Source organism: Janthinobacterium sp. P210005, from assembly GCF_036231865.1.
GTDB classification, from domain to species: domain Bacteria; phylum Pseudomonadota; class Gammaproteobacteria; order Burkholderiales; family Burkholderiaceae_D; genus Janthinobacterium; species Janthinobacterium kumbetense.
In genome coordinates this window covers 491568-516934 of the sequence record NZ_JAZARC010000004.1, presented here as the reverse complement: position 1 = coordinate 516934, position 25367 = coordinate 491568, and the positions used below count along the sequence as shown (strand labels likewise).

The 25367-nt window shown below is 61.5% G+C and carries 24 protein-coding genes; 11 read left to right on the top strand and 13 right to left on the bottom strand.

Going from position 1 to position 25367, the window contains the following annotated elements; genetic code table 11:
- Window positions 1-10: 10 nt before the first annotated feature.
- Entirely contained in the window at window positions 11-2104 is a 2094-nt protein-coding gene (locus VPH40_RS18895) for an AsmA family protein (RefSeq protein ID WP_328574200.1), read from the bottom strand.
- 132 nt (window positions 2105-2236) lie between these two features.
- Between VPH40_RS18895 and VPH40_RS18890 the strand changes: the two genes are divergently transcribed.
- The 3 genes from VPH40_RS18890 to arsH are packed head-to-tail and all read left to right on the top strand — an operon-like array spanning window position 2237 to window position 3766.
- On the top strand, window positions 2237-2608 hold the full coding sequence (locus tag VPH40_RS18890) for an ArsR/SmtB family transcription factor (RefSeq protein WP_328574199.1): 372 nt from the start codon (window positions 2237-2239) through the stop codon (window positions 2606-2608).
- Entirely contained in the window at window positions 2605-3027 is a 423-nt protein-coding gene (gene arsC, locus VPH40_RS18885) for an arsenate reductase (glutaredoxin) (RefSeq protein WP_289899830.1), read from the top strand. The genes VPH40_RS18890 and arsC overlap by 4 nt, the downstream gene beginning before the upstream one ends.
- A gap of 1 nt (window position 3028) precedes the next feature.
- Window positions 3029-3766, top strand: a complete 738-nt coding sequence (gene arsH / locus VPH40_RS18880) for an arsenical resistance protein ArsH (RefSeq protein WP_328574198.1) — start codon at window positions 3029-3031, stop codon at window positions 3764-3766.
- Between the two features lie 66 nt (window positions 3767-3832).
- On the opposite strand, the gene ispB is transcribed toward arsH, so the two are convergent.
- On the bottom strand, window positions 3833-4822 hold the full coding sequence (ispB, locus tag VPH40_RS18875) for an octaprenyl diphosphate synthase (protein WP_099395339.1): 990 nt from the start codon (window positions 4820-4822) through the stop codon (window positions 3833-3835).
- Between the two features lie 304 nt (window positions 4823-5126).
- Between ispB and rplU the strand changes: the two genes are divergently transcribed.
- The 5 genes from rplU (at window position 5127) to proB (ending at window position 8543) form a co-directional block, all read left to right on the top strand.
- Entirely contained in the window at window positions 5127-5438 is a 312-nt protein-coding gene (gene rplU / locus VPH40_RS18870) for a 50S ribosomal protein L21 (RefSeq protein ID WP_034754730.1), read from the top strand.
- Window positions 5439-5478: 40 nt separating this feature from the next.
- A complete protein-coding gene (gene rpmA / locus VPH40_RS18865) occupies window positions 5479-5751 on the top strand; it encodes a 50S ribosomal protein L27 (protein ID WP_070219281.1) in 273 nt (90 codons plus the stop codon).
- Window positions 5752-5864: 113 nt separating this feature from the next.
- Window positions 5865-6974, top strand: coding sequence for a GTPase ObgE (gene obgE, locus VPH40_RS18860; protein WP_328574197.1), 1110 nt, complete (start codon window positions 5865-5867; stop codon window positions 6972-6974).
- A gap of 12 nt (window positions 6975-6986) precedes the next feature.
- Window positions 6987-7397 carry a hypothetical protein gene (locus tag VPH40_RS18855; RefSeq protein ID WP_035825091.1) on the top strand — a complete coding sequence of 137 codons (411 nt, stop codon included), beginning with the start codon at window positions 6987-6989 and terminating at the stop codon, window positions 7395-7397.
- Between the two features lie 27 nt (window positions 7398-7424).
- On the top strand, window positions 7425-8543 hold the full coding sequence (proB, locus tag VPH40_RS18850) for a glutamate 5-kinase (RefSeq protein ID WP_328574196.1): 1119 nt from the start codon (window positions 7425-7427) through the stop codon (window positions 8541-8543).
- 177 nt (window positions 8544-8720) lie between these two features.
- Here the strand turns inward: proB and VPH40_RS18845 are convergent, their stop codons facing one another.
- Genes VPH40_RS18845 through VPH40_RS18815 form a run of 7 tightly spaced genes read right to left on the bottom strand, consistent with a single transcriptional unit; the run spans window position 8721 to window position 17130 of the window.
- Complete coding sequence (locus VPH40_RS18845) at window positions 8721-9815, bottom strand: MBOAT family O-acyltransferase (RefSeq protein WP_328574195.1); 1095 nt, start codon at window positions 9813-9815, stop codon at window positions 8721-8723.
- A 34-nt stretch (window positions 9816-9849) separates the two neighbouring features.
- Window positions 9850-10740, bottom strand: coding sequence for a hypothetical protein (locus VPH40_RS18840; RefSeq protein ID WP_328574194.1), 891 nt, complete (start codon window positions 10738-10740; stop codon window positions 9850-9852).
- A gap of 1 nt (window position 10741) precedes the next feature.
- Window positions 10742-12535, bottom strand: a complete 1794-nt coding sequence (locus tag VPH40_RS18835; RefSeq protein WP_328574193.1) for an AMP-binding protein — start codon at window positions 12533-12535, stop codon at window positions 10742-10744.
- 14 nt (window positions 12536-12549) lie between these two features.
- Window positions 12550-15408: an AMP-binding protein gene (locus VPH40_RS18830; RefSeq protein WP_328574192.1), complete on the bottom strand. Its 2859-nt coding sequence runs from the start codon at window positions 15406-15408 to the stop codon at window positions 12550-12552.
- 27 nt (window positions 15409-15435) lie between these two features.
- Complete coding sequence (nth, locus tag VPH40_RS18825; protein WP_328574191.1) at window positions 15436-16083, bottom strand: endonuclease III; 648 nt, start codon at window positions 16081-16083, stop codon at window positions 15436-15438.
- A complete protein-coding gene (gene rsxB / locus VPH40_RS18820) occupies window positions 16080-16811 on the bottom strand; it encodes an electron transport complex subunit RsxB (RefSeq protein WP_328574190.1) in 732 nt (243 codons plus the stop codon). The genes nth and rsxB overlap by 4 nt, the downstream gene beginning before the upstream one ends.
- 19 nt (window positions 16812-16830) lie before the next feature.
- Window positions 16831-17130: a hypothetical protein gene (locus VPH40_RS18815; RefSeq protein WP_328574189.1), complete on the bottom strand. Its 300-nt coding sequence runs from the start codon at window positions 17128-17130 to the stop codon at window positions 16831-16833.
- A 43-nt stretch (window positions 17131-17173) separates the two neighbouring features.
- On the opposite strand from VPH40_RS18815, the gene VPH40_RS18810 reads away from it, so the two are divergent.
- The 3 genes from VPH40_RS18810 (at window position 17174) to VPH40_RS18800 (ending at window position 21346) form a co-directional block, all read left to right on the top strand.
- Window positions 17174-17914 (top strand): substrate-binding periplasmic protein, encoded by a 741-nt coding sequence (locus VPH40_RS18810; protein ID WP_099665327.1) that lies wholly within the window; start codon window positions 17174-17176, stop codon window positions 17912-17914.
- A gap of 129 nt (window positions 17915-18043) precedes the next feature.
- Entirely contained in the window at window positions 18044-20608 is a 2565-nt protein-coding gene (locus tag VPH40_RS18805; RefSeq protein ID WP_328574188.1) for a TonB-dependent receptor plug domain-containing protein, read from the top strand.
- Between the two features lie 42 nt (window positions 20609-20650).
- The gene (locus VPH40_RS18800; RefSeq protein WP_328574187.1) at window positions 20651-21346 is read left to right on the top strand and encodes a DOPA 4,5-dioxygenase family protein; all 696 of its coding nucleotides are present in this window, start codon (window positions 20651-20653) and stop codon (window positions 21344-21346) included.
- 66 nt (window positions 21347-21412) lie between these two features.
- Here the strand turns inward: VPH40_RS18800 and VPH40_RS18795 are convergent, their stop codons facing one another.
- From VPH40_RS18795 to VPH40_RS18780, 4 genes are all read right to left on the bottom strand, one after another.
- Window positions 21413-22633, bottom strand: a complete 1221-nt coding sequence (locus VPH40_RS18795) for a polyhydroxyalkanoate depolymerase (protein WP_077400193.1) — start codon at window positions 22631-22633, stop codon at window positions 21413-21415.
- Between the two features lie 275 nt (window positions 22634-22908).
- Window positions 22909-23232, bottom strand: a complete 324-nt coding sequence (gene fdxA, locus VPH40_RS18790) for a ferredoxin FdxA (protein WP_010395176.1) — start codon at window positions 23230-23232, stop codon at window positions 22909-22911.
- A gap of 332 nt (window positions 23233-23564) precedes the next feature.
- On the bottom strand, window positions 23565-23852 hold the full coding sequence (locus VPH40_RS18785) for a protealysin inhibitor emfourin (protein WP_077400196.1): 288 nt from the start codon (window positions 23850-23852) through the stop codon (window positions 23565-23567).
- Between the two features lie 89 nt (window positions 23853-23941).
- Window positions 23942-25339, bottom strand: coding sequence for a hypothetical protein (locus VPH40_RS18780; RefSeq protein WP_328574186.1), 1398 nt, complete (start codon window positions 25337-25339; stop codon window positions 23942-23944).
- Window positions 25340-25367 lie beyond the last annotated feature (28 nt).

Sequence of the window (25367 nt, the reverse complement as noted above, 5' to 3'; positions counted from 1 at the left end):
GCATCAAGGTCTATTTCTTTTCCTGCTGCGCCTTCCTGATATCCGCTTCGCTCACTTTCTTGGCTGGCGCGTTCGTCGCCGGCGAGGCGGGGGCCTTGCGGGTGGCGTTTGCTTGCGCCATGACGGCGGCGCAGTCCGTGTCGGGGGCCTTGTCGACGTTGACGAGTGGCAGCAGGGCGGCCAGCGGCGTGACGACGGTGGCCAGGGCCACGGCGGCGCCCGCTTTCAGGGCCAGCGGGCCTTTTTGCGGACCCACGTCCGGATTTTTGAACGTGCCTTTCGCATACAGCGGTGTGCGCAGGGTGATGATGCGGGCACCCTTGGTGCGCGGGCGCACGTCGAGGTCCAGGGTTTCGTGGGCCAGGTTGACGTTGCCCGTGACATTCACGACGGCCGTGTCCGTATCGAGCACGAAGCGGCGCACGTCGGCCTGGCCATTCGTGACGGCGAAGTCGCTGGCCATGCAATTAAGGTGCACTTGCTTGTCGCCAAAGATTTTGACGAAGACGGCGTTGGCCAGGTTCAGGCCGGCCAGTTCCAGCATGAACTGGCTGACGGAGCCTTCGCTGACGGTGGCCGCCAGTTCGCCATTCGCGCTGGCCAGCATGGCCGAGACGGAGTTGCCGTGGCCCGTCAGCGCCGCGTCGCCATACACTTCGCCGAAACTCGCTTGCATCGATTGCAGCTTGGGAAACAGTTCGCGAATTTTGAGGTGACGCGCCGCCACCTTGGCTTGCGCGGCGATGGTCTTTTGACGGCCATCGAGCGTGATATTCGAGGTGATGTCGCCGCCGGCCATGCCGAAGTTGAGCGGCGTCAAACTCAACACCTTGTCTTTCATGTGGATATGGGCGACGATATCGTTGAACGGAATGTCGTGCGTGCGCACCAGTTTCTTGCCCGTGAATTTTACGTCGGCATTGAGCGCATTCCATTTTGCCGTGTTGAACTGTTCCACCGGCAAGGCTTTGTTGTCGGGTTGCACGGGCGCCTTGCCGCGCGCCTGTTTCTGCGCATTGCTGTCGGCGCCGATGGTGGGACCCAGGTCTTCCAGGCGCAATTGCTGTGACGTCACTTCGCCGCGCAGCAGGGGACGCGGCTGGCGCGGCAAGTATTGCAGGGTGCCGGCCAGGTCGCTCTGGCCCACCGTGCCCTTGAAGTCTTGATAGGTCCAGTTCCAGGTGGCGCCGTCTTTCTTGCCCAGCAAGCGTCCCTTGGTGGCGTAGTCCGGCGTTTCCGGCAGCAGCACGCCCGTCAGCGGATACAGATCGGCCATGCTGGCGCCGGCCAGGCTCAGCTGCAAATCGATGCCGGACAGCGAGCGCGGGTCCGTCAAGGTGCCGGCTATGCTGGCCTTGTTCTTGCCCAGCACGGCATGTGCCTGCACGGGATAAACGGTGTTGTTATCGGTCAAGGACAGCACGGCGCCCGCCTTGCCGCCGCCCGTCACGGGCGCCTTGCGATAGGTTCCGCCCAGGGTGAATGCGATGCCATACTTTTCCACGGGTGCGCTGCCTGGCGCGTCGCCCGGCGTTGCGTCGGGCGCCGTCGAGCTGACCTTGGCGCGCACGTCCAGCGCGATGCCCTCGTCCAGATAACGGATGGCGCCGTCGCCGAAGGCCATGCGCTGGATTTCCACGTCCCATGCCGAAGGGCCGTTATCCTTGAAGGTCCAGCTGTTGCTGCCGTCGGCGCGCCGCTGCAGGGCGATGTTCGGCGTGTCGAGCGCCAGGTCCGTCAGCACTACCTTGTGCTGCAGCAAGGGCAATGGATGGAGGGCCACGTCGATGCGTTTCGCGCTGGCCAGCTGCGGGCCGGCCGTGACCCAGTCCGGGTTGCTCATGCGCACGTCCTGCGCGCTGATGATGGGCCGCGGCACGTAGCGGCGCCAGCCGGGCTCCGTTTTCAGCCCTTGTTTCCATTTCACCTGCAAATCGCCGCCGATGACGAAGGTACGGCCCGTGCTTTCCGACACCTTTTCGTTGATGTAGGGGCGGGCGCGGTTCCAGTCGAAGGTCAGCACAAAGATGACCACGATGGCGACCAGGGCCAGCAGGGCGGCCAGGCTCCAGCCGAGGATTTTCAGGGGTGTCGAGCGTGTCATGGGATGCCGATCGCAGTGATTTTTCATCAAGGTAGACCGATAGGCCATGACAGTCGGTGCGCTAGGTTACGTAAGATAGGTAGCCAAGGCGTGTGGCTTGAAAAGATTCAATAATTCGACTATTATTGAAATATGGAAAATACACAGCAAATAGCGAGCGGAGCGACACCGCTGACGAGTACTTCCGCCATCGTGGCTCTGGCGGCGCTGGCACAGGAATCGCGGCTGGCCGTGTTCCGCCTGCTGGTGCAAGCGGGGCCGCAAGGCATGGCGGCGACGAAAATTGCCGAAGCGCTGGCCATTGCCCCCTCGTCGCTGTCGTTTCACTTGAAAGAACTGGCGCACGCCAATCTGGTAACGGCAAGCAAGGCGGGGCGCTCCATCATCTATGCGGCCAACTATGCGGGCATGAACGGCTTGCTGGCCTTTTTGACCGAGAACTGCTGCGCTGGCGCGCCTTGCTGCGTCAGCGAACCACATTTACTGAAGGAAACGACGACATGACGATCACGATTTATCACAACACGGCGTGCGGCACCTCGCGCAATACCCTGGCCCTGATCCGCAACACGGGCGTCGAACCCGTCATCATCGATTACGTCAAGCATCCGCCTTCGCGCGAGGAATTGGTCGACCTGATCGCCCGCGCCGGCCTGACCGTGCGCGCCGTCATGCGCGACAAGGGCGCCCTGTACGACGAACTGGGCCTGGCCAATCCGGATTTGCCCGATGCGGCCCTGCTCGACGCTATGCAAGCCCATCCTATCTTGATCAACCGCCCCATCGTCGTCACGGAACTGGGCGTGCGCCTGTGCCGGCCTTCGGAAAAAGTGCTGGAAATCCTGCCGCTGCCGCAGCAGGGCGCGTTTGCCAAGGAAGACGGCCAGGCCGTGGTGGGCGCCGACGGCAAGCCGGTGGCCTGAGATGGCAAACCTTGCCAACGAGTTGCCGAACATCAGCGCCGCGCACCTGGACGTGCCGGACCTGGACAAGCTGGCGCCGGCCAGCGTGTCCACCCACGCGCCGCGTATCTTGCTGCTGTACGGCTCCTTGCGCGAGCGCTCGTACAGCAAGCTGCTGACCCTGGAAGCGGAGCGCATCCTGCGTCACTTCGGCGCCGAAACGCGCGTGTTCGACCCGCACGGCTTGCCCATGGTCGACAGCGTGTCGCCCGAGCATCCGAAAGTGCAAGAGTTGCGGGCGCTGTCGCTGTGGTCGGAAGGGCAAGTCTGGTGCAGCCCCGAGCGGCACGGCGCCGTCACGGGTGTCTTTAAGTCGCAGATCGACTGGCTGCCGTTGGAAACGGGCAGCGTGCGGCCCACGCAGGGGCGAACCCTTGCTGTGATGCAAGTGTCCGGTGGTTCGCAATCGTTCAATGCCGTCAACGGCTTGCGTGTGCTGGGACGCTGGATGCGCATGGTCACCATTCCGAACCAGTCTTCCGTTGCCAAGGCATACCAGGAATTCGACGATGACGGCCGCATGAAGCCGTCGCCGTACTACGAGCGCCTGGTCGACGTGATGGAGGAACTGTACAAATTCACCCTGCTGGTGCGTGACCGCCGCGATTACCTGGGCAGCCGCTACAGCGAGCGGTTGGAAGCGGAGCCGGCCATCGTACAGGAATTGGCGGGCGCGGCGATGGAGCACGAGCGCACCTAGCTTTTCGACAGTGTATAAAAAACGGCGCCATCGGCGCCGTTGTCTTTGCTGTAACGCAAATCGCGATCAGTGATTGCGGTCCACGGCAAACGAGCACAGTTGTAGCATGGATTGCTTATAGACGCTGTCCGGCCAGCCGGCGATGGCATCGGCGGCGCGCTGGCCGGCGATTTCCGCCTGCTTGCGCGTGTAGTCGAGGGCGCCGCTGCTGGTGATGGCCGTCAGGACGGCGTCGAAATGCTGTTCGTCGCCTTGCTCGATGCAGCTGCGCACCAGTTCGCGTTGCTCTGGCGTACCGTTTTCCATCAGCCAGATCAGCGGCATGGTCGGTTTGCCTTCGCGCAAGTCGTCGCCCACGTTCTTGCCGATTTCCGCGGCGTCGCCTGCATAGTCGAGCACGTCGTCGATCAGTTGGAAAGCCGTGCCCAGCGAGCGGCCGTATTCGGCAGCCGCTTCGATATCGTCTTCGCTGGCGCCGGCGATCAGGGCGCCCAGTTGCGCCGACGCTTCGAACAGCTTGGCTGTCTTCGAGCGGATGACGTTCAGGTAGCTGTCTTGCGTCACGTCCGGATCGTGCATGTTCAGCAACTGCAGCACTTCGCCTTCGGCGATCACGTTGGTGGCGTCGGACAGGATTTGCATGACGCGCATATTATTCAGCGACACCATCAGCTGGAACGAGCGCGAGTGCAGGAAATCGCCCACCAGCACCGAGGCGGCATTGCCGAACAGGGCGTTGGCCGTCTGGCGTCCGCGGCGCATCGACGATTCGTCGACGACATCGTCGTGCAGCAGGGTGGCGGTATGGATGAATTCGACCACGGCGGCCAGTTCATGGTGCGCCGTGCCGCGATAGGCGTGGGCATTGGCCACCAGCAAGATCAGCACGGGACGGATGCGTTTGCCGCCTGCGCTGATGATGTATTCAGCGATCTGGTTGATCAGAATCACATCGGAGTGCAACTTTTGGCGGATCACCGTATTGACTGCGTCCATATCGGCGGCAATCGTTTGCACGATGGTGTTTTGGTTAACGTGTTTGTTAGCGTCAGACAAGGCGAACCTGCATTAGATTGTGGGTGCCGCGATTATACGACAAGGCTTGCGCGTGCGTGATGTTTGCCTATGACTGTAGAGCAATTGATTGATCTGCTTGGCACTGGCGCGCGTTTTGCTGTCCGCCTGGCGCAAGCCTGATATGATGGTCAGGTTGTCGACATACCACGATCATCAAGCTTTGTGAATAGTTTTTGACGCAATTTCTCAGTCCGTGTATAATCGCTGGTTCCCCCTGTTGTGCACGGCTTGCTTTTCATGGCAGTGGGACAAATTCTTTCAACATTTGATGAGGTTTCAAATCATGTACGCGGTCATAAAAACCGGTGGCAAACAATACAAAGTTGTCGCTGGCGAAAAACTTAAAGTAGAACAGATACCGGCAGACATTGGTTCCGAAATCACCATCGATCAAGTGCTCGCAGTAGGCGCGGGCGACAGCATCAAGTTTGGTGCTCCATTGGTCGAAGGTGCAACGGTACTGGTTACGGTTGTGGCGCATGGTCGCCATGATAAGGTCAAAATTTTCAAGATGCGTCGTCGTAAGCACTACCAAAAGCATCAAGGCCATCGCCAGAATTTTACCGAAATCCAAATCGTTTCGATCAACGGCTAATCGCCGCTGTTTGAATTAATCAGCTATCAAGGAGTCTTAAATGGCACATAAAAAAGGCGGCGGCACAACGCGAAACGGCCGTGATTCAGAATCAAAACGTCTGGGCGTTAAAGTCTACGGCGGCCAAGCTATCAATGCTGGCGGCATCATCATTCGTCAACGCGGCACCCCAGTGCGCGCCGGCGAAGGCGTAGGCATGGGCAAGGACCACACGTTGTTCGCGCTGATCGCGGGCAAAGTGAAGTTCGTTGTCAAAGGTGCTGGCTCGAAGCAATTCGTGACCGTTGTACCAAACGAAGCAGTACCAGCGTAATTCATCGCGGAGCGCCAGTTCGCTCCGCCATGATCGCATGATGTAAGGCGCAAGCCTTCAATCGAAAGGCTCTGCCCAAGGTAGAGCCTTTTTAGTTTTATGGCGGCAAAATTATGAAGTTTATCGACGAAGCAAAAATCGAAGTCATCGCGGGCGATGGCGGCAACGGCTGCGCATCTTTCTGCCGTGAAAAATTCCGGCCTTTCGGCGGTCCCGATGGCGGCGATGGCGGCAAGGGCGGGTCCATCTGGGCTGTCGCCGACCGCAATATCAACACGCTCGTCGATTTCCGTTTCTCCAAAATGCACAAGGCTCGCAATGGCGAGCCTGGCCGTGGCGCAGATTGCTATGGCAAGGGCGCGGATGACATCCACCTGCGCATGCCTGTGGGCACCTTGATCATCGACAACGCGAGCGGCGAAATCCTGGCCGATTTGACCGAACACGGCCAGATCGAATTGCTGGCCAAGGGCGGCGAAGGCGGCTGGGGCAATATCCACTTCAAGTCCTCGACCAACCGCGCGCCACGCCAAAAAGGCGAGGGCAAGGAAGGCGAACGCCGCGAACTGCGCCTGGAACTGAAAGTTCTGGCCGACGTGGGCCTGCTGGGCATGCCGAACGCCGGCAAGTCGACCTTCATTTCGGCCGTCTCGAACGCGCGCCCGAAAATTGCCGATTACCCATTTACCACCCTGCACCCGAACTTGGGCGTGGTGCGCGTGTCGCACGAGAAGAGCTTTGTGATCGCCGATATTCCCGGCTTGATCGAAGGCGCTTCCGAAGGCGCGGGCCTGGGCCATCAATTCCTGCGTCACTTGCAGCGTACGGGTCTGCTGTTGCACATCGTCGATCTGGCGCCGTTCGAAACCAACGTCGATCCTGTCAAGGAAGCCAAGGCGCTGGTGAGGGAATTGAAGAAGTACGACGAGTCGCTGGTCGACAAGCCGCGCTGGCTGGTGTTGAACAAGCTCGACATGGTGCCGGAAGAAGAGCGCAAGAAGATCGTCAAGGACTTCCTCAAGCGTTTCGCCTGGAAAGGTCCCGTCTTCGAGATTTCCGCGCTGAACCATCAAGGTTGCCCGGAACTGGTGAATGCGATTTACCAGCATCTGGAAGCGAAGAAACACAGCGAAAGCCGTGCCGAAGAGACGCAGATGACCGAAGAAGCGCGCGGTATCTCGTCGATCGACCCGGATGATCCGCGTTTCAAGATCCTCGACTAAGGCTTTACCCTGATGTCGGTACAGACGGCCGCTGCCGCGCCAGCGCGCAAGCAAGCGTGGCAGCGCCGTGTATTGCATCTGATCGCGTATGCTTACGGGCTGAGCGCGGTCGCCTGCCTGTTGTTCGCCGATGAAATGGCGGCCGGCATGGGCATCTTCCTCAATGGCGTCAATGGCTACAGCCAGTTCTACGCCACGCATGTTGGTGTCTGGGGCGCTACCGCGCTCCTGGCGCTGTTCGCGGCACGGCAGGGCGAACCGCCTGTCCTCGGCGATATCACAGCAATGTTGGTCCTGGCGCAGCCCGCCGGCCGTCTGTTCGCGGCCATCAGCTTCGGCTTGCCCCAGGGTTTTGTGTTGTTCATGTGCGCAATGGAGCTGACGGCGGGGCTGGCCTTGCTGCTGCTGCGTCCTGCGCGCTGACGTCTATTAAGTGAAGAGCGCCGCCCCATGGATTCCGTGATTCAAAAAGCTACCCGTATCATCATCAAAGTCGGCTCTTCGCTGGTCACCAACGATGGCCGCGGACTCGACCATGCCGCCATCGCGCGCTGGGCTGCGCAGATTTCCGGCTTGCGCGCTTTGGGCAAGGAAGTGGTGCTCGTCAGTTCCGGCGCCATCGCCGAAGGCATGCTGCGCCTCGGTTTCGAGCAGCGCCCCACCGATATCCACGAATTGCAGGCCTGCGCCGCCGTCGGCCAGATGGGCCTGGCGCAAATCTATGAAAGCAGCTTCCGCGCCCACAGCCTCGGCACGGCGCAAGTGCTGCTCACGCACGCCGACCTGGCCGACCGCGAACGCTACCTGAATGCCCGCTCCACCCTGACGACCCTGCTGCGCCTGGGCGTGGTGCCGATCATCAATGAAAACGACACCGTCGTCACCGATGAGATCAAGTTCGGCGACAACGATACCCTGGGCGCCCTGGTCGCCAACCTGATCGAAGCCGATGCGCTCGTCATCCTGACGGACCAGCACGGCCTGTTCTCGGCCGACCCGCGCAAGGACCCGACCGCCTACCTGATCACGCAAGGCATCGCCGGCGATCCGGCCCTGGAAGCGATGGCCGGCGGCGCCGGCAGCAGCCTGGGGCGTGGCGGCATGCTGACGAAAATCCTCGCCGCCAAGCGCGCCGCCAAGTCCGGCGCCCACACCATCATCGCCTGGGGCCGCGACAGCGACGTGCTCAGCCGCCTCGCCCAGGGCGAAGCGATCGGTACGGAGTTGCGGGCACAAACGGGGCAATTGACGGCGCGTAAGCAGTGGATGGCCGATCATCTGCACACGGCCGGTGCCGTCGTGCTGGACGCGGGCGCCGTGCAAAAGCTGCGCCAGGAAGGCAAGTCCCTGCTGCCGATCGGCGTGACGGGCGTGAACGGCGAATTCGGCCGCGGCGCCGTCATCACCTGCGTCGATGTCGATGGCCTGCCCGTGGCGCGCGGCCTGTCCAACTACACGAGCGGCGAAGCGCGCCGCATCATGCGCAAGCCGTCCACCGAAATCGAAGCGATTCTCGGCTACATGGAAGGCCATGAACTGATCCACCGCGACAATATGGTGTTGCTGTAAGCGATAACGGGGTCGATGCCTGCATCGGTCCCGGCCTACAGTTGCCCGTAACGAAATCCCATTCCCAGCGCCAGCGGCCATTTCAGCCACAGCAGCAGCAGCAGTCCCCCATACCATAGCGTGAAGAACCCGTGCACGAGCGGCGCTGGCAGGTAGCGCAAGAGAAATTGGTACACCTTAACTCCCAGGTAACAGTGGTGCGAACAGCACCGTCAGGCAAGACCAGGCCGTTTGCAGGTCCGGCGTCGACGTCAGCGCGAAGCTCAGTATGACAAATTGCAGGGTCAAAATCCAACTGAAGACGCGCCACAGGGCATAGCGGCGCAACAGCTCCGCCCATGGCATGTGCTTGCCCCACAGGTGGACGATGGCCAGGCCGGCACCGTGAAAGAGGCCCCAGGCCAGATAGCGCGGCGACAGCTCATGCCACAAGCCCAGCACGATCATGCTGCCCAGGCTGGCAAACAGGTATTGCCGCGTGCGCGTCAGGATGGGCCGGAAAACGAAATCACGGCACCATTCCGACACCGTGATGTGCCAGCGGCGCCAGAAATCGGGCAGATTACGGGCAGCAAAGGGGAAATGGAAGTTTTCCGGTACGCGCATGCCCAGCAGCGCGGCGAAGCCGATGGCAATATCACAATAGCCCGAGAATTGCCAGTACAGGTTCAAGCCATAACCGAGCAAGGGCAGATAGGCATCGAGCCAGGCGTAACCGGTCGACAGGTTCAGGTTGTTGAGCTTGAAAGTGAGTATGTATCCCGCCAACAAAACCACTTTGCAATAACCGTACAGCATGCGCTGCAATGCTGGCGAGGCGAGTTGGCTGTCCCAGCGCGCGCGCAGTAGTTCCATGCGGAAGGCATCGTAACGCTGGATCGGGCCGACGGCCAGGGTGGGCGGGAAGAGCAGATAGCCCAAGGTCGTGCCGGCGCGGCCATCGCGCGCGATGCCGCCCCCATGCTCGGCGATCAGGTGCCAGGCTTTCAGCGAGACGAAGGCGTAGCCCAGGTAGGCGGCCATGCCATGGCCGGCTTTCGCGTGCTGGTAAGCCAGAAAGGCGAGCAAGACACCCGTCAGGCCCAGCGTCTGCATCAGGGCCGGGCGCCGCCATCGGGGGCCGCAGATGAAGGCCAGCCATGCCAGCAATGCACCCCAGGCCGCCATGCTGGCCCAGCCATCATGCCATAGCAGCGCGCCGCCTGTGGCCACCAGCAGCCAGGGGCGCCAGGCCACTGGAAAACGCCAGTAAAGCACGACCAGAACAAGCATGCACAGCATGCCAAAAATTGTCAGCCACACCATGTCAACCCCTGTCCCGCAACTGCCGTAACTGGGTTTGCCACCAGGGAGCGAACTGACGCGCGCCCTGCGTGTTCAGATGGCTGGCGTCGCAATAAAGGTTTTGTTCGGTGAGTGCGGGCGAGGCTAGATAGATGATGTTTTGGCTCGCAGGCAGCAATGCTTGCAAGCGCCGCTGCCAGTCTGTCTTTTGTTGCGCCGTCTGTTGTTCAATCAGCAATGATCGCCTCACATCGAGCAGTATCACCCGCACGCCCCGTTGCGCCAGCGTGGCAATGTTGTTGATCAGTGCAGCATCGAAGGTGCTCTGTCGATACAGATTTTGTAGTTCGGCAGCATGCTGCCGTATTTGTGACGCGCTTAATTTCTTCAGCTCCGGGCCGCAGGTAAATGCAAGTTCCTGATCATTGCGCTCCCAGTATGGCGGTGGCGAGGCAAGTTTGCCAGCGGTGAGCAATGAAGCAGCTTGCTTGCCCCAGTGCCAGACATCTTCGCGTAGTTGATCCATTGTCGCGTTGCCATCATCTGGCAAGAACAGGTTCTGTTCGAGGACCAGCACCTCCGGTGGGCGGCTGCCAAGAGTGGCGAGGCTCGATTGCAAATAACCGATACCTGCGCCGCCTTTCGTCATCCGCATCCAGGCGATGTCCGGCAGCTCGGCACGCTGCACATTGGCTGTTTGCGGGGTGGCGGCATGGAGCAGGGACGAACCCAGCGCCAGCACGCGCCATTTCCCTTCTGGCCTGGGCGCGTCGAGAAACGTTTTCGTCTGGCCTGCAATCGTATTGTCGTAGCGTGGGCCGGGCACATGACGCAGCAGCATGCATAGTCCGACCACGCCAGCTGCCAGCGCCGCACTGTATGGCCAGATGCGCAGAGGAAGTGCGTTCGCCATCTCAGCGCGTCAGCCGCTTGATCAGTTGCACGGTGGCGTCCATGGTTTCCATATGCACCACATCCGATGGACTCAGACGCACCTTGAACAGCGTTTCCAGGCCGATCACGAAGTTGATATGTGCCAGCGAATCCCAGCCTGGCGTATTGGCGGGGCCTGAATCCCCCTTCAGCGCACTTGCCGGTAAATTGAACAGGTCCGCGGCCAGCGCAAAAATGTCTGCCTGCTGATTGCCCTGGGCGCTTGCTTCCTTGGGCGTAAGCGATAGCGCGTGCTGCAACTGTGCCGTGATGACCTTGCCTGACGGCGTGCGCGGCAATTGGCCGGTAAAACTAATGCGTTTCGGCAATTCGTGTGCACCCAGATGTTGGGCGCAATGCAGCAGCAGTTGCTGGTTGTCCGCCTCCATGCCAGGGCGCAATACGACGCAGGCGACGGGGATTTCGCCCCACGTCGGGTCAGGCAAGGCGACGGTTGCCGCTTCCAGTACGGCCGGGTGTTGCATCAGTACGCCATTGATGGCTTCCGGCGACAGATTGTAGCCGCCACAAATGATCACGTCCTTGATACGCCCCGTGATCCAGTACACGCCATCGCTGTCGCGCCGTGCCAGGTCACCCGTATGCAGCCAGCCATTGCGCAGGACGGCAGCGGTCGCTTGCGGATTGTCCAGGTAGCCCTGCATCAGGTTGGCACCTTGCAGGCACAGTTCTCCGGCCTCGTCGCAGCCGGCCTCGCTGCCATCGTCTCGCAAGATTTTTGCCAGCATGTCGCGCGGCATGCCCACGCTGCCGATCTTGTGGCTGGCCGCGTCCGGTCCCGCATAGAGGCCGCAGGTTCCCGTTTCGCTCAAGCCGTAGGTATTGATGAGCTTTACATTGAAACATTGGCTGAAGCTGGTCCAGGTAGCCGCGCTCAAGGGGGCGCTGCAGGAAACGGCGAAGCGGAAATGGCCATTCTCGAAGTTTTCCGCCAGGTGGGCGCCATATTGCTGCATCAGGGCCAATGCCGTGGGCGCGGCGATCAGGTGCGTGACTTGTTCGCGGTAGATCGCAATGAGGATGCTCTCGATGGCGACAATGCTGAATGGTGCAGGACGCACCAAGGTACAGCCGCGTTGATAAGCCAGCAGCACGCCTTGTACCAGGCCATCGGCATGCGATAACGGCATCAGGTTCAGCAGGCGTGATGCGGGCGTCAGTGCGTAATGTTCGCCGATCGTCCGCAAATGCGCGAGCAGGGCGGGCCAGTGCATTTCCACGCCTTTCGGACGGGCCGTACTGCCGGAGGTGAACACGACATAGGCAGGCCCCTCCTGTCTTGCTGGCGGCAACGGTGCCGGAGCGGGAGCGGACAGCAGGCCAGGCCAGTTGTCCAGGTCGGCTGGCGCCCGCCGTCCCAGCAGCTTGTTCAGCAGCAAACCCTTGGCCTGGACAGCGCCGACGCGTATCTGCTGCGCCGGCAGAGGGACATCCTCGGCGCGCCACAGGTCGATGGCGTCCGCATCGGCAATGACGCCATCGATATGCGTATGCTGCAGTAAATCCCTGACTTGCCGCACCGAGGTTCCCGGATCGAGCAGCAGGGGAATCGCGCCGGCCCGCATGCAGCCGAGCAACAAGGGCGCATAGGCCAGATCGTCGCGCACCATCAGCAGCACGCGTTTATTGTGCAGTTCGCTGCTGATCAGCCGGGCAGCCACTTGCAGGATTTGTTCCTCCAGATGGCTATGCGACAAAGACTTGGGGCCGATCAGGAATGGCGTATTCGCAGGTGTGGGACGAGTCTGAAACATGGTGAGTGTATCTGTTATGGTGTGATTGAATGGGCCAGCGCGCGGCGGTCGAGTTTTCCTGCGGCCGTGTACGGTAACGCTGCCTGGATGCGCAGGTCACGGGGGAATGCCTCGATTTGCGCGTGCTGGCGGCAATAGGCGACAAAAGCGGGTAATTCGAAGCCGCCGTCGACCACCAGCATGCCGATCAGTCCCTGTGGTCCTGCGGTGATGGCGGCTTCCCTGACGTGTGGATAGCTGCACATCGCCCGTTCCAGCGGGACAGGGTGGACGATGTCGCCATATTCGTTCTTGAGCTGGTCGTCGTGCCGGCCCAGCAATGTAATGTTGCCGAGGCCATCGTGGCTGGCGATATCGCCAGTGAAGATCCAGCCATCGCGGGCGATGGACGCCGTTTGCGCCGGATCGCGCCAGTATTCCAGCATGAGCTGGTTGCTGTGCACGCGCAATTCCCCTGTTTGTCCTTTCCCGAGCGGCATGCCCCTGTCATCGCAGATTTGCACGATGGCGCCGACGGCGCGGCCGCAAGCTTGCGTGGCACCGGGCGCGTGCTGGAACAGCATGCACAGCCCCCCCGTTTCCGTCAGTCCGTAATAATCGATGATGGCGAGCCGCATGCGCTCGCTCAAGGCCGTGTGCAGCGACGTTTGCAGGGGCGCGCCCGTGGAAATGATTTGCCGCAAGCTGGCCGGGTGCAGGGTCAGGTGGGCCGGTAGCAACTGCAGCATGGCTAGCCAGGCGGGACCTGTCGCCAGGACGGTCACGCCATGGCGCTGGGCCGCTTGCAAGGTCTTGCCGACATTGCCCCGTTCGTTTTCATCGGCCAGATACACGCTGGCACCGGCAAACAGGGCGGCGACCATGGGGTTGCGCAAGCCGCTCATGGTGTGGCAGTCGCCCAGCGACAGCAGGATGTCGCCATCATGCCAGCCAAATTCCGTCGCCGCCAGCTGGCCGCTCTGCATGAGGGCGCGCTGGCTGTGGACGACGCCCTTGGGGATGCCAGTACTGCCAGACGTAAACAGGATCACGGCAGGATCGTCGGGGTGGACGGCCTGTCCGGGCAGCTCCGGCGTCGGCGGCAGCTCCATCCAGCCTTCCAGCAAGGCTGATAATTCAGGCAATGCGCAATCTGGCGGCAAGACCGCCGCCGCGTCCTGGCCGATATCGTCGAGCAGCAGCGCCGGGCAGCTTGCCAAAGCGGCGGCGCTGTGACGGGGATGATCCAGTACCAGCAGGGCGGGAGCAATGCGTTCCAGCAAGGGTTGCAGCAAGGCGGGCGTGTCCGTCAATTCCTTGCGCAAGGGAACCACGACAGCGCCGATGCGCCAGCAGGCCCAGCTGAGCAGTACCGCTTCAGGGTGGTGGGCACACAGCATGGCGACGCGGTCACCTGCCCGCACGCCCATCGCCAGCAAGCCCCGTTGCAACGCCGGCACGAGTAGCGCGACTTCGGCCCAGCCAAAGGCGCTGTCGTCCATGCCGCACAGCAGGAGCGGGCGCTGCTGGTACAGCGTGGGCAGTAATTGCCACAGATACTCAAAGGTTTCTTCCTGTGGCAGCGGACGCACGATCTGGCTGGCATAGTACGATTGCAAGCGTGCCATGGCGCCGCTGATGGGGGCCATCTGCAGCAGTTCCATATCGACCATGTTCCTGGCTTGCTGGCAAACGTATTCCACTGGCAGGCGCAGGCGCTGCGCCACTTGTTCCAGAGTACGCAACTGGCCCAGCTGGAACAGGATCTGCAATTGCTCACCACTCAGTTTGTGTTGCCCCAGGCGCACCAGGCGTTGCGCATAACAAGGATGGCGCACCAGCAAATCTTGCATCAAGCCACCCAGCGCATCGGTATCGGGCACACACCAGCCGTTCAAGCTGTCGAGCCGTAGCACGGCATTGACGACGGCGCGCGATGCGGGCAATGCCAGGTCGAGATCGGCCTGGCGCAGGGGCGCCCCTTCCCATGCGGGAGGCACCAGCGCCACGACGCCGTTGTAGTGTGCAGTGTCCGGTTCGCCATGCAACTGTCCAATGGCGTCGAACAGGGTTACCTCCGACATCACCAGCGTCTTGCGTTCGCCGCGTGCTTGCGCAGCATCAAAGCGCTGCTGATAGCAACGGCCGTGAATAATGTTGCCGCCGCGCTCGAAGTACGGCGTGGGCTGGCTATTGGCCATGTGTACATGCGGGAAGATGATCGGCGCATCGCTGCGGGCGATGCGCAGCATGTCGCCGGCGAAGGTCAGTGGCGCATAGCGATGCAGTGAATCAAGGCCATGAATCAGCGCGAACGTGCCGTCGCGAAAAGGCATGGGACTACCTGGCGGCAAGAAAATAATGTCATGGTTGGGCGCGCGCTTTCCAGCGGGCAACCAGTGCGCATATCCCATGTAGCCGAGCACATCGAAGTTGCCTTCCCATACAGAAATGACATGTTGCTGGGGAAACGCCGCAGCCAGCATTTCGCCACTCCAGCCCGTTCGGCCCCAGGTGTCGAGAATGAGGTCGCCAGGTTGCAAATGCTCCCTGATCAGGTCCAGCAAGGCATAAAAGGCGCGGGTGGATTCATTGAAGGGTTGAAAGGCGGCGTAGCGGTCGGGAATGCGGCGCACATGGCGGCGGTGCATGAAGGACAGATAGTCGGCGCTGGGCGTCAGCTGGGCACGCAGCGCCGGCAGCATATGGGCATCGCCGCCTTGCCGTGCTTCCGTAAAGAGCACAAAGCCTTGCACGACGGGAACGGTAATCGCGCACGCCGGACAGCTCAATATCGCTTCCAGCAACGGTGCCGACGCCTCGGCTGGCGTGTTGCTTTGCAGGGGCTGTCGGCAGGCGGGGCAAGCCAGGATATCTAGTGTCGTTTGCAACATGGTGTCGCCGTTCGTAAAGGTGTGTTGTCAGACCACGGCCGGCATCGGCGACTTGTCCTTGTAGTCGCACAGGTCGGCAATCATGCAGTTCCAGCATTGGGGCTTGCGCGCCGTGCACGTGTAGCGGCCGTGCAGGATGAGCCAGTGGTGGGCGTCGTGCAGGAATTCCTTGGGGATGAATTTCAGCAGTTTTTGCTCGACGATATCGACATTCTTGCCTGGCGCGATGCCGGTGCGGTTCGAGACGCGGAAGATATGCGTGTCCACGGCCATCGTCGGTTCGCCAAACGCCGTGTTCATGACCACGTTCGCCGTCTTGCGGCCCACGCCGGGCAAGGCTTCCAGCGAGGCGCGGTCGCGCGGCACTTCGCCGCCGTGCTGCTCGAGGAGGATATGGCAGGTGGCGATGACGTTCTTCGCCTTGGTGCGGAACAGGCCGATGGTGCGGATGTAGCTGGCCAGCTCGTCCACGCCCAGGGCCAGTATCGTGGCTGGCGTATTGGCGACTGGATACAGCAAGCGGGTTGCCTTGTTGACGGACACGTCCGTCGCCTGTGCCGACAGCAGCACGGCGATCAGCAGCTCGAACGGCGTCGTGTAGTCGAGTTCCGTTTTCGGGGAAGGATTGGCGGCGCGAAAGCGCGTAAAGATTTCCAGGCGTTTGGCGGCGTTCATGCGTCTTTTTTCGGGGTGGTGGGGGCTGGCTGGGGGGTATCCGTGCTGGCGGCAGCGGCCTTGGCGCGCGCGCGCTCCATGGCCGCGGCGATGATGGCGCGCTTGCGTTCCTTTTCCGCCTGTTCATCGGGCGTGACGGGCACTTCCTGCGTCACTTCGCGCATCTTGGCGACGGCCTTGGCGGCCAGGCGCGCTTCGTTTTCCTCCGTTTCGCGGCGCAGGCGCTGCGTGCGGAAATCGTGGCGCGCGCGCGCGTCGTCTGCTTCTGCCTGGCTCCAGGTATCCCAGCCCGTGGCGTCGCCGCTGACCGGGTACATGACGATGCAATCGACGGGGCAGGGCGCCACGCACAGGTCGCAGCCCGTGCACAGGCTTGTCACCACCGTGTGCATCTGCTTGGCGGCGCCGACGATGGCGTCCACCGGGCAAGCCTGGATGCACAGGGTACAGCCGATACACAGCGATTCGTCGATATAGGCGACAGATCGCGGACGTTCGAGGCCGTTGACGGGATTGAGCGGGATGACTTTTTTGCCCAGCAAGCCGGCCAGACGCACGATGCCTTGCGCACCGCCCGGCGGGCACTGGTTGATGTCGGCGCTGCCGGCGGCAATCGCTTCCGCATACGGGCGGCAACCGTTGTAGCCGCATTTGGTGCATTGCGTTTGCGGCAGCAAGTCTTCGATCTGGTCGGCAAGTGAGGGAGGGGCAGGGTGCGGCACGGTCATCTTCCACGGTAAAACGCCATTATCGGCCATCCGGCGCGCGCACAAGTAAAAACCTGTTTCGTGAGAGGGGATAGCCGGCGCCATGACAGCCTGTTGCAGGCGCGCCGCAATCGTATTTTATTTCCCCTGGGAATGTCAAAGTGCAAATAAACAACTTTGCAATTTCTTTTTTTTGTGGGAGCATGATTTTTATCAAGCCAGTGATCAAAAAAGCCGACCGCCAGTCCTGTTGCCGCGCCTGCATTGCAAGGTGCGCCAGGCCATAGGAGCCAAACATGCGTTTCCTCCGGACAGTTGGTTTGCCCTTCTGTTTGTTCATGCACTCTGCACTTGCCCTTGCACACGGGCAGGCTAGTTCCCCCATGGCGGCGCCGGGCGCTGCCAGTTCGCGCATCGTCCGCTTCGCGGCGGAAGACTGGCCGCCTTTTATTTCCCGCAGCCTGCCGGCCGACGGCATGTCGGGCGCCATGGTCAGCGCCGTTTTCGAGCGTCTCGGCTATACGGTCAAATATGACTATTTTCCCTGGAAGCGCGCCATGCAGTTTGGCCTGGCCAGTTCCCGCTATGCCGGGTTTCTGGCCGTGTGGCGCACGCCGGAACGGGAAAAACTCTGCCACTTTTCTGTTCCGGTTGGTAACACGCAGGGTGTGCTGGCCTACCTGAAGGAGGACGGCGTGCCTGGCGCCAGCCTCGCCGACCTGGGCAAGCTGCGCATCGGCACCGTGGCCGGCTACTCGAATGGGGAGCAGTTCGATGGCATGGTGGCGCGTGGCGAGCTGAAGACGGAAGAGGGCTTGAACGACGCGACGAATCTGAAGAAACTGTTCATCAAGCGTTACCGCGTGATCGTCATCGAGCGCCATGTTCTGCAGCACTTGTTGATGGGGCGCAACTTCAGCAAGGCCGAGCGCGAACGCATCGCCGTCATCGATACCGTCTTCAAGGAGCGTCCCGTGCATGTGTGCTTCCAGCGCGATGCCGGGGGGGCGGCGTGGCAAAAACGCTTCAACGAGGCGGCGCGCGATATCGATACGGCCCGGCTGGAACGCGATTACTGGAAGCGGCTCGACCAGAGCCTGGCGACCGCCCCGGCGACTCCCTGACACGGCGCGCCGCCGCTGTTGTTAGTTGCCAAAACGAAATATCTAAATACGAAACCATTCGTTCTTGTTTGTTTGTCCATCCTTTAGTCTGCAGCCACTGTGTTGACGACTTTGAAAGGATGTTTTCGTATGCTGGAACCGATTCACAAGCATGACCCCGCCCCGCGTTTGCGGCAACTGGCGCACGCCGTCTCCGTGGCCGTACTGCTGCTGGGGGCGCCTGGTGTGCTCCACGCGCAGGCCGCGCCGGATGGCGCTGGCGCACTGGCCGCCGCGCCGTATGACACCGTCATCGTCACGGGCGCGCGCGGCACGGGCCGCACGGTGGCCAACAGCGCCGCCCCCATCGACGTGATCAGCGCGCAGCAATTGCAGGCCACGGGCAAGCTGAACTTGCTCGATGCGCTGGATACGGCCTTGCCGTCGTTCAACTTGCCAGCCCGCGTGCAGCCGGACCTGGGCAGCATCGTGCGTGCCGGTCAATTGCGCAACCTCGACCCGTCGCATACCCTGGTATTGGTCAATGGCAAGCGCCGGCATACGACGGCCATCGTCAACGAGGATGGTTTTCCCGGTTCCGTCGCCACCGACCTGGCCCTGATACCCACGGGCGCCATTGCCCGTGTGGAAATCCTGCGCGACGGCGCCTCGGCCATCTACGGTTCCGACGCCATCGCCGGCGTCATCAACATCATCCTGAAAGCGGATGACAAGGGCAGCTTCAGCACGCAACTCGGCTCCACCTACGACGGCGACGGCACGAACGGTTCCGTGCGCATCGATGGCGGCACGCGCCTGGGCGAACACGGCTTTGCCCACTTCGGCGCCGAAGTCCAGCGCCAGGGCATCGCCGTGCGCAATTTCGGACTGAATCCCGGCTATCTGTCGTATCCGGCCGTGCGCAACAGCGATGGCCAGCTGGTGAAATTGGGGCCGAATAACAGCTTGCCGGCCGGCGCCTCGCCGAACCCGGCAGAAGCAAGCCGCAACAGCAATCCGTGGCGCAATACGGGCGTGCCGCAAAGCACGACCGCTTCGCTCAGCGCCAACTTCGGCTATGACGTGTCGAACGAGGTGCAACTGTATGGCTTCGGCACGTATGCGCACCGCAATGCCCGCTCGGCGCAGAATTTCCGTCTGCCCAATACCATTTTTAATAACAACAAAGGCTTGCTGTCCGTGTATCCCGACGGCTTCACGCCGTATGAAACGACGAGCGAAAACGATTTTTCCCTGACGGGCGGCGTCAAGGGCGAGACGGCGGGCTGGAACTGGGATATCAGCAGTACTTACGGACGCGACGATATCGACGTGGGCGTGGAAAACTCGGCCAATTATTCGCTGAGCTATCCAGGCGGCAAGACGGATTTCACCATCGGCAATCAGCGTTACAGCCGCTCGACCACCAACGCCGACGCGCGCCGTCCCGTGCCGCTGGGATTGAGCGAGCCGGCCGACCTGAGCGTCGGTCTCGAGTATTCGCATGAAACACAGCAACGCAGCCCGGGTGAGCCCGCTTCCTGGCAGGGCAGCGGCTCATCGGCGCTGGCCGGCTACCTGCCCGTCGACGCCTCGGATACGGCGCGCCACAGCTATGCGGCGTATGTCGGCCTGGGCGCGAAACTGACGCCGCAATTGCTGCTCGACACGGCATTGCGTGCCGAGAAATATTCCGATTTCGGCAGCAAGACGACGGGCCGTTTGTCCGCCCGCTATGACGTCACGCCCACGGTGGCCGTACGCGGCACCGTCAGCAATGGATTCCATGCGCCGAGCCTGGTGACGCAATCGTATTCGAACACCTCCGACCATGCGGGCGTGCCGTATACCCTGGCGCAGCCGAACTCGGCCGCCGCGCGGGCACTGGGTGCGCAAGCGCTGAAACCGGAAAAATCGACGAATCTGTCGGCCGGGCTGACCTTCAATCCTACGCCCACCCTGCGCCTGGCCGTTGACGCGTATCAAATCAAGGCCAGCGACCGCCTGGGCGTGTCGTCGAACATCGGTATCGACCGCAGCTCGGGCGTGGCGCTCGACGGCAGTGGCCGGCCGCTGACGGCCGCGCAAGCAAGCGTCATCGAAAACCTGCTGCGCTCGGCGGGGCTGACGGTGGGCAATGGCCTTGTCGCGCATTACTTTGCCAACGTGGGCGACACGCGCACGCGCGGCATCGATTTGACGGCCGAGGATGTCTTGCGCGTGGCCGACGGCAAGCTGCGCTGGACGGCGGCCGCGAATATCAACCACACGAGCCTGGTCGGCAAGGCGGCCTTGCCGACGGTGCTGCAAGGCTTGCCGAATATCGGCACCCTGAGCAAATCGGCCGAGTACGACTTGCTGTACCGGGCGCCGCGCGACAAGGAAATCCTCGCCCTGGCGTATGAAAAGGCGGGCTGGACGTTCAACGTGCGCGAGACGCGCTACGGCAAGCTCAAGCGTCTGAACGCCATCACGGGCGGCGATTACCAGCTGAAGGCCGCCTTCGTGACGGATGTCAGCGTCGGCTACGACATCAGCAAGCGCATCAACGTGACGGTGGGCGCCAACAATGTCTTCGACCAGAAACCGGGCCAGGTGCCGCGGGACGCGCGCAGTGCCGCGAATCTGGCGCAGTACACGGGCACTTACGACAACTCGGGACCGTTGGGCGTACTGGGTGGTTACTACTACGCCCGCGCCACCGTTCACTTTTGATCTGCCTTCTCTCCATACTCATAATCAAGAACAGGAAATCCTATGTCTGACAACACTCAACACGCGGCCATCGACCTGGAATGGGCCAATCTCCTCTCGCCGCAGCGCCGCACGGTCTTGCGCGGCGGCGGCCTGGTGGCGGCGCTGGCCGCTTCGGGCCTGGCCGGCACGGCCCTGGCGCAGGATGGCGCCGTCAAACGCGTAAAAGACGTCAAACCAGCGGCTCCCGGCAAGAGCCCGTGGGGCGAGCATACGGACACGGCGCCCACGCCGCGCCCCGTCAGCGTGCGGCCCGGCGAGGAAACCTTGCCGGTAAAGCCACGTGCCTACACGGATATCGAGAGTTATCACGCGCATATCTATTTTGACGAAGACAGTTACCAAAAGGCGGCGCTGATACGCAAGTGGGCGGCCGAGCGTTTCCAGATCGAACTGGGCGACTGGAACCTGGAGCCGCGCGGCCCGCACGTGACGCCGTCGTTTTACTTTGGCTTCACGAATGACTTGCTGCCCGTCATCGTGCCGTGGCTGCAACTCAATAGCCTGGGCTTGACGATACTGATCCACCCGAACACGGAAGATCCGCGCGCCGACCATTTGTATTACGCGCTGTGGGTGAACCGCTCGCAGCCCGTGAATGGCTATGCGATGAAGAAGCCGGGGCCGGGCGAGCCGCGAGTCGAGCAAATCTTTGTCAATACGCGCCCGACGGTGAAGGTCGAAACGTCACGCGCATGAGCGGGGCATAAAAAAAACGGCACGCCAGGGTAGCCTGGCGTGCCGTTTTGCCTGAAATACTGCGGATCAGGAATGTTTCTGGATGAATTCGCCGATTTTCGGGCAAATGATTTCGCGCCAGCGGCGGCCCGAGAAAATGCCATAATGGCCACATTTTGGCGCCACGAAATCCTGCTGCATCTCGGCAGGGATGCCGGAACACAGGTCATGCGCCGCCTGCGTCTGGCCAGCGCCGGAAATGTCGTCCAGCTCGCCTTCTACGGTGAACAGCGCCACATTCGTGATGTCTTGCGGACGCACCAGCTGGCCGCCCACTTTCCACGTGCCCATCGGCAAGCTGAATTCCTGGAAAACCGTTTTAATGGTTTCCAGGTAGTACTCGGCCGGCATGTCCAGCACGGCGTTGTACTCGTTGTAGAACTGGCGATGGCCTTCCGCCGGCTCGTCGTCGCCCGTCACCAGGTGCATGTAGAACTCGCGATGGCTTTGCGCGTGACGGCCCGGGTTCATGGCGATGAAGCCGGCGTGCTGCAGGAAGCCCGGATACACCTTGCGGCCAAAACCCGGGTAGTTCGGCGGCACCGCGTAGATCACGGTGTTTTCAAACCACGAGAATTTCTTTTCCGTCGCCAGGTTGTTCACTTGCGTGGGCGAGCGGCGCGGGTCGATGGGGCCGCCCATCATCGTCATGGTTTTCGGCATGTGCGGATCTTTGGCCGTCGCCATCAGCGAGATGGCAGCCAGCACGGGCACGGTCGGTTGACAGACGGAAATGACGTGCAAGTCAGGCGCCAGCAGGCGGATGAATTCCTGCACATAATAAATGTAGTCGTCCAGGTGGAACGGGCCTTCCGTCAGCGGTACCATGCGCGCGTCCGTCCAGTCGGTGATGTAGACATCGTGCTCGGCCAGCAAGCCGCGCACGGTATCGCGCAGCAGGGTCGAGTGGTGACCGGACAGGGGGGCAACCAGCAAAACTTTGGGCTGTTGCAAGCCAGTGGCTTCTTTTTTGAAGTGAATCAGGCGGCAAAACGGTTTTGTCACGACAACGTGTTCGCGGATGTCGACGTTCTCGCCTTGGACGAGAACGGATTTGATGTCAAATTGTGGTTTTTCGTAGTCTTTGCCAAGGCGGTACATCAGCTCGTAGCCGGCTGCGATGCGTTGCGAAAACGGGGTGTGGGCCAGTGGAGAAACCGGGTTGGTAAATAACTTGGAGGACATGTCTGCCCATTGCATCACCGGAGTGAGGAAGGAGCGTTGCAGTTCGTGCAGTTGGTAAAGCATATATAGTCCTTGTTTAATTCCAAGCGCCAATATCGGCTCAAATATCATAATCCAATTTTACGATATTTGTTGAGGACAAAATGTGCATTACCGCGCATAGGTCCACAGTTTGCGCTTTGGTGTGACAGCGCGCCACACTTGCGTGGATAGACCTGCAACGATGCTCTAAAAGCAAAAAAAGCAGCGTTTCCGCTGCTTTTTGTACATTTTTTCACCGCCACGCCCCTGCGGAGAACAGTGTCTCCGCCGGAAACGCCGCGGCAAGTGCCGTGCGCTTAGCGCACCAGCATGTCGAGCTTGTCCTTGACGTCCTTGTATTGCTCGGCTTCCGGCAAGGCAGCCTTCGTCTTGGTGATCGAAGGCCAGTTACGGGCCAGGTCGACGTTGATCTTGATGAAGGCTTGCTGGTCGCCCGGCACGTCTTCTTCCGCGAAAATCGCGTTCACCGGGCACTCTGCCACGCAGACTGCGCAGTCAATACATTCGTCCGGATCGATTGCCAGGAAGTTCGGGCCTTCCCGGAAACAATCTACCGGGCAGACATCGACGCAGTCGGTATAGCGACAGGCGATGCAGGATTCGGTGACAACGTGGGTCATAACAGTCCTATCAATTTGGGGGGAGGTGCTGTAGCGCCTGCAGGAACCTCGGCGGCGCATACTAAAGCAAAGCATTGTATTTTAAGGCAATTCGCTATTTCTCACAAATCCCGCTTATATACAATACATATAAGCAAATTCATTTTTTGGCAGCGCCGTTGCCGCGCAGAGCGTGCAATTCAGCGACTATCCGGGACGTTACCATGAAGAACGCGGCAAGAAAGCGACAGTCGCCCGATGCTGCCGGGAGCAGGACGGGCGAGGCGGAAGCTCGCCGTGTGGTGTTTTTGTTTTACCCAAATCAAGATCGGTAAAAATAAGTGCCAGAACAATCAGGCGCTGGCGCGTATTTGCGTCAGCAACTGTTGCCAACGTGCATTTTCAGCACTGCCATCTTCGGCAAACGTGATGGTGCGGCGCGCGGCCGGTGCCTCGACGGTGATCTGCCAATGGGGGATATCGGCGCCCACCTGTTCGCCCGTGCCCTGCGGGTGCGTGAAAAAACCGCTGCTGGCCAGTGCCGCTTCCAGCCCGGGGCCGGCCGGGTGGGCTTGCGTATCGATGTCGTACTGTTCGCTCAGGCCGGCAAAGCCGCCGCTGCTGCGGGCTGAAATTTTCATGCTGCTCCTTCTTGGGGACGGTGGTGGGGAAATGATGCGGCATGCCTTCGCCTGCGGCTGACCGCTGGCGGGCTTGCGGCGCAGGGCGCTTACCGGGGGGCGTAACTGCGGCACCAGGCCGCCAGCGCTTCGCGCTCCGCTTCCAGCAATTGATCCGATTCGCTGTATTCCGCATGGTTCATGGTACCGCAGCAGGCGCGCCTGTCTTGCACTGCATCCGCTTCGTCGACGACATCGGGGGCAAAGGTCATTTGTCCATCCTCCGTCATGGCATTGTCCTTGAGCACTTCGCGCACGGTAAAGCTGTTGCGGATGAAATCGAGGTAGCTGGTAAAGCCGTCGGCTTGCGCCAGGGTCAGCATGTGGCCGGCCACATCGGCGTACGTGGCCGCCTGGTCGGGGGACGCCACCAGAGCGCGCAAGACCAGGCTGCGCAGGTAGTCGCCGCAACGGTGCAGCACGGCCGCGTCATCTTCCAGCTGGGGCTGGCGTTCGTGGGCAAAGATGTCGGCCAGGATGTCGTAGATAGCGCCTGTAAACACTTGCGAGATGGCGTGCACTTCCGTGCCGGCCTCCGACAATTTGATGTCGTTATCGGCATTGCGCAAGCCGTTCGGCCGGCCCAGCGCCAGGCCGAACTGTTCCGCCAGGTCGGCCAGGAAGGTTTTATCGTGCAGGTCGGACTTGGTTTGCGCGATCACGGCTTCGACCTGGTCCAGCTGCGACAGGGCCAGGAAGATGGCCGTCAGGTCGCCGAACGATTCGTGCAAGCCGCCCGTCTGCGGTGGATTATTGTTGAGCAGCCAATTCGGCTTGAGGCCATCGAGGATGGCGTGCCCGGTTTCATGCGAGACGATGTCGAGCGAGCGGCAGGTGTAGACGCGCTCGGTGGCGCCGCTGGGAATGAAGTCGCCGAACTTGAGGGCCTTGTCGCTGCGGCTGTAATAGGCATTCATGACATTGGGCAAGCCGTGCGGGAACACGCGCAGCGGTGCCGTGTTGCTGGCGCTATTCCATTGCCAGGGCAGGGGCGGCGCCGTGTTGTTGCTGGCCATCGCGCGCTGGTACATGGTCAGCGTCATGCGCACGATGGCGAACGTGTGCACGGCGTCGAACTGGTCGGTGTTGGGCGAGACGATGAAGTCGCCAAAGGCGTTCGGGCTGACCTGGGCGATGCCCGGCTCGCCAAAGGTGATGCGCGCGTCGCGCGGACCTTGCAGTATCAGGCCGGGCAGGAAGGACTTGCGCGTGCCCAGCTCGCTCACGGACGGGTCTTGCTTCCAGATCAGCACGCGCGAACCGACGGGCACGGCGGCCAGGTTGCGGACCGTGGCGTCCGTCAGGCGGGGCGGACCCGGCTGCAGAGTCAGTTGCGCATTCTTGCGGTGCAGGCGGTAGGGCGCCGAGGGGGTAGGGACGTAGCCGACAGGCAAGGACACGCATTTGGTCAGCACGGCTTCGACCGGCACGATGACTTTCTGGTCCATGGTAGCTCTCCAAGACACTCGCAACTGG

Coding starts and splice junctions, on each gene's coding strand:
- nth (WP_328574191.1), bottom strand. CDS start 16,083: ATGAACGCCGCCAAACGCCTGGAAATCTTTACGCGCTTTCGCGCCGCC.
- VPH40_RS18890 (WP_328574199.1), top strand. CDS start 2,237: ATGGAAAATACACAGCAAATAGCGAGCGGAGCGACACCGCTGACGAGT.
- rplU (WP_034754730.1), top strand. CDS start 5,127: ATGTACGCGGTCATAAAAACCGGTGGCAAACAATACAAAGTTGTCGCT.
- arsC (WP_289899830.1), top strand. CDS start 2,605: ATGACGATCACGATTTATCACAACACGGCGTGCGGCACCTCGCGCAAT.
- VPH40_RS18810 (WP_099665327.1), top strand. CDS start 17,174: ATGGCGGCGCCGGGCGCTGCCAGTTCGCGCATCGTCCGCTTCGCGGCG.
- VPH40_RS18845 (WP_328574195.1), bottom strand. CDS start 9,815: ATGCTTGTTCTGGTCGTGCTTTACTGGCGTTTTCCAGTGGCCTGGCGC.
- VPH40_RS18780 (WP_328574186.1), bottom strand. CDS start 25,339: ATGGACCAGAAAGTCATCGTGCCGGTCGAAGCCGTGCTGACCAAATGC.
- VPH40_RS18800 (WP_328574187.1), top strand. CDS start 20,651: ATGTCTGACAACACTCAACACGCGGCCATCGACCTGGAATGGGCCAAT.
- VPH40_RS18840 (WP_328574194.1), bottom strand. CDS start 10,740: ATGGCGAACGCACTTCCTCTGCGCATCTGGCCATACAGTGCGGCGCTG.
- VPH40_RS18835 (WP_328574193.1), bottom strand. CDS start 12,535: ATGTTTCAGACTCGTCCCACACCTGCGAATACGCCATTCCTGATCGGC.
- obgE (WP_328574197.1), top strand. CDS start 5,865: ATGAAGTTTATCGACGAAGCAAAAATCGAAGTCATCGCGGGCGATGGC.
- VPH40_RS18795 (WP_077400193.1), bottom strand. CDS start 22,633: ATGCTTTACCAACTGCACGAACTGCAACGCTCCTTCCTCACTCCGGTG.
- VPH40_RS18830 (WP_328574192.1), bottom strand. CDS start 15,408: ATGTTGCAAACGACACTAGATATCCTGGCTTGCCCCGCCTGCCGACAG.
- VPH40_RS18785 (WP_077400196.1), bottom strand. CDS start 23,852: ATGAAAATTTCAGCCCGCAGCAGCGGCGGCTTTGCCGGCCTGAGCGAA.
- fdxA (WP_010395176.1), bottom strand. CDS start 23,232: ATGACCCACGTTGTCACCGAATCCTGCATCGCCTGTCGCTATACCGAC.
- rsxB (WP_328574190.1), bottom strand. CDS start 16,811: ATGACCGTGCCGCACCCTGCCCCTCCCTCACTTGCCGACCAGATCGAA.
- VPH40_RS18815 (WP_328574189.1), bottom strand. CDS start 17,130: ATGAACAAACAGAAGGGCAAACCAACTGTCCGGAGGAAACGCATGTTT.
- VPH40_RS18895 (WP_328574200.1), bottom strand. CDS start 2,104: ATGACACGCTCGACACCCCTGAAAATCCTCGGCTGGAGCCTGGCCGCC.
- arsH (WP_328574198.1), top strand. CDS start 3,029: ATGGCAAACCTTGCCAACGAGTTGCCGAACATCAGCGCCGCGCACCTG.
- VPH40_RS18805 (WP_328574188.1), top strand. CDS start 18,044: ATGCTGGAACCGATTCACAAGCATGACCCCGCCCCGCGTTTGCGGCAA.
- proB (WP_328574196.1), top strand. CDS start 7,425: ATGGATTCCGTGATTCAAAAAGCTACCCGTATCATCATCAAAGTCGGC.
- VPH40_RS18855 (WP_035825091.1), top strand. CDS start 6,987: ATGTCGGTACAGACGGCCGCTGCCGCGCCAGCGCGCAAGCAAGCGTGG.
- rpmA (WP_070219281.1), top strand. CDS start 5,479: ATGGCACATAAAAAAGGCGGCGGCACAACGCGAAACGGCCGTGATTCA.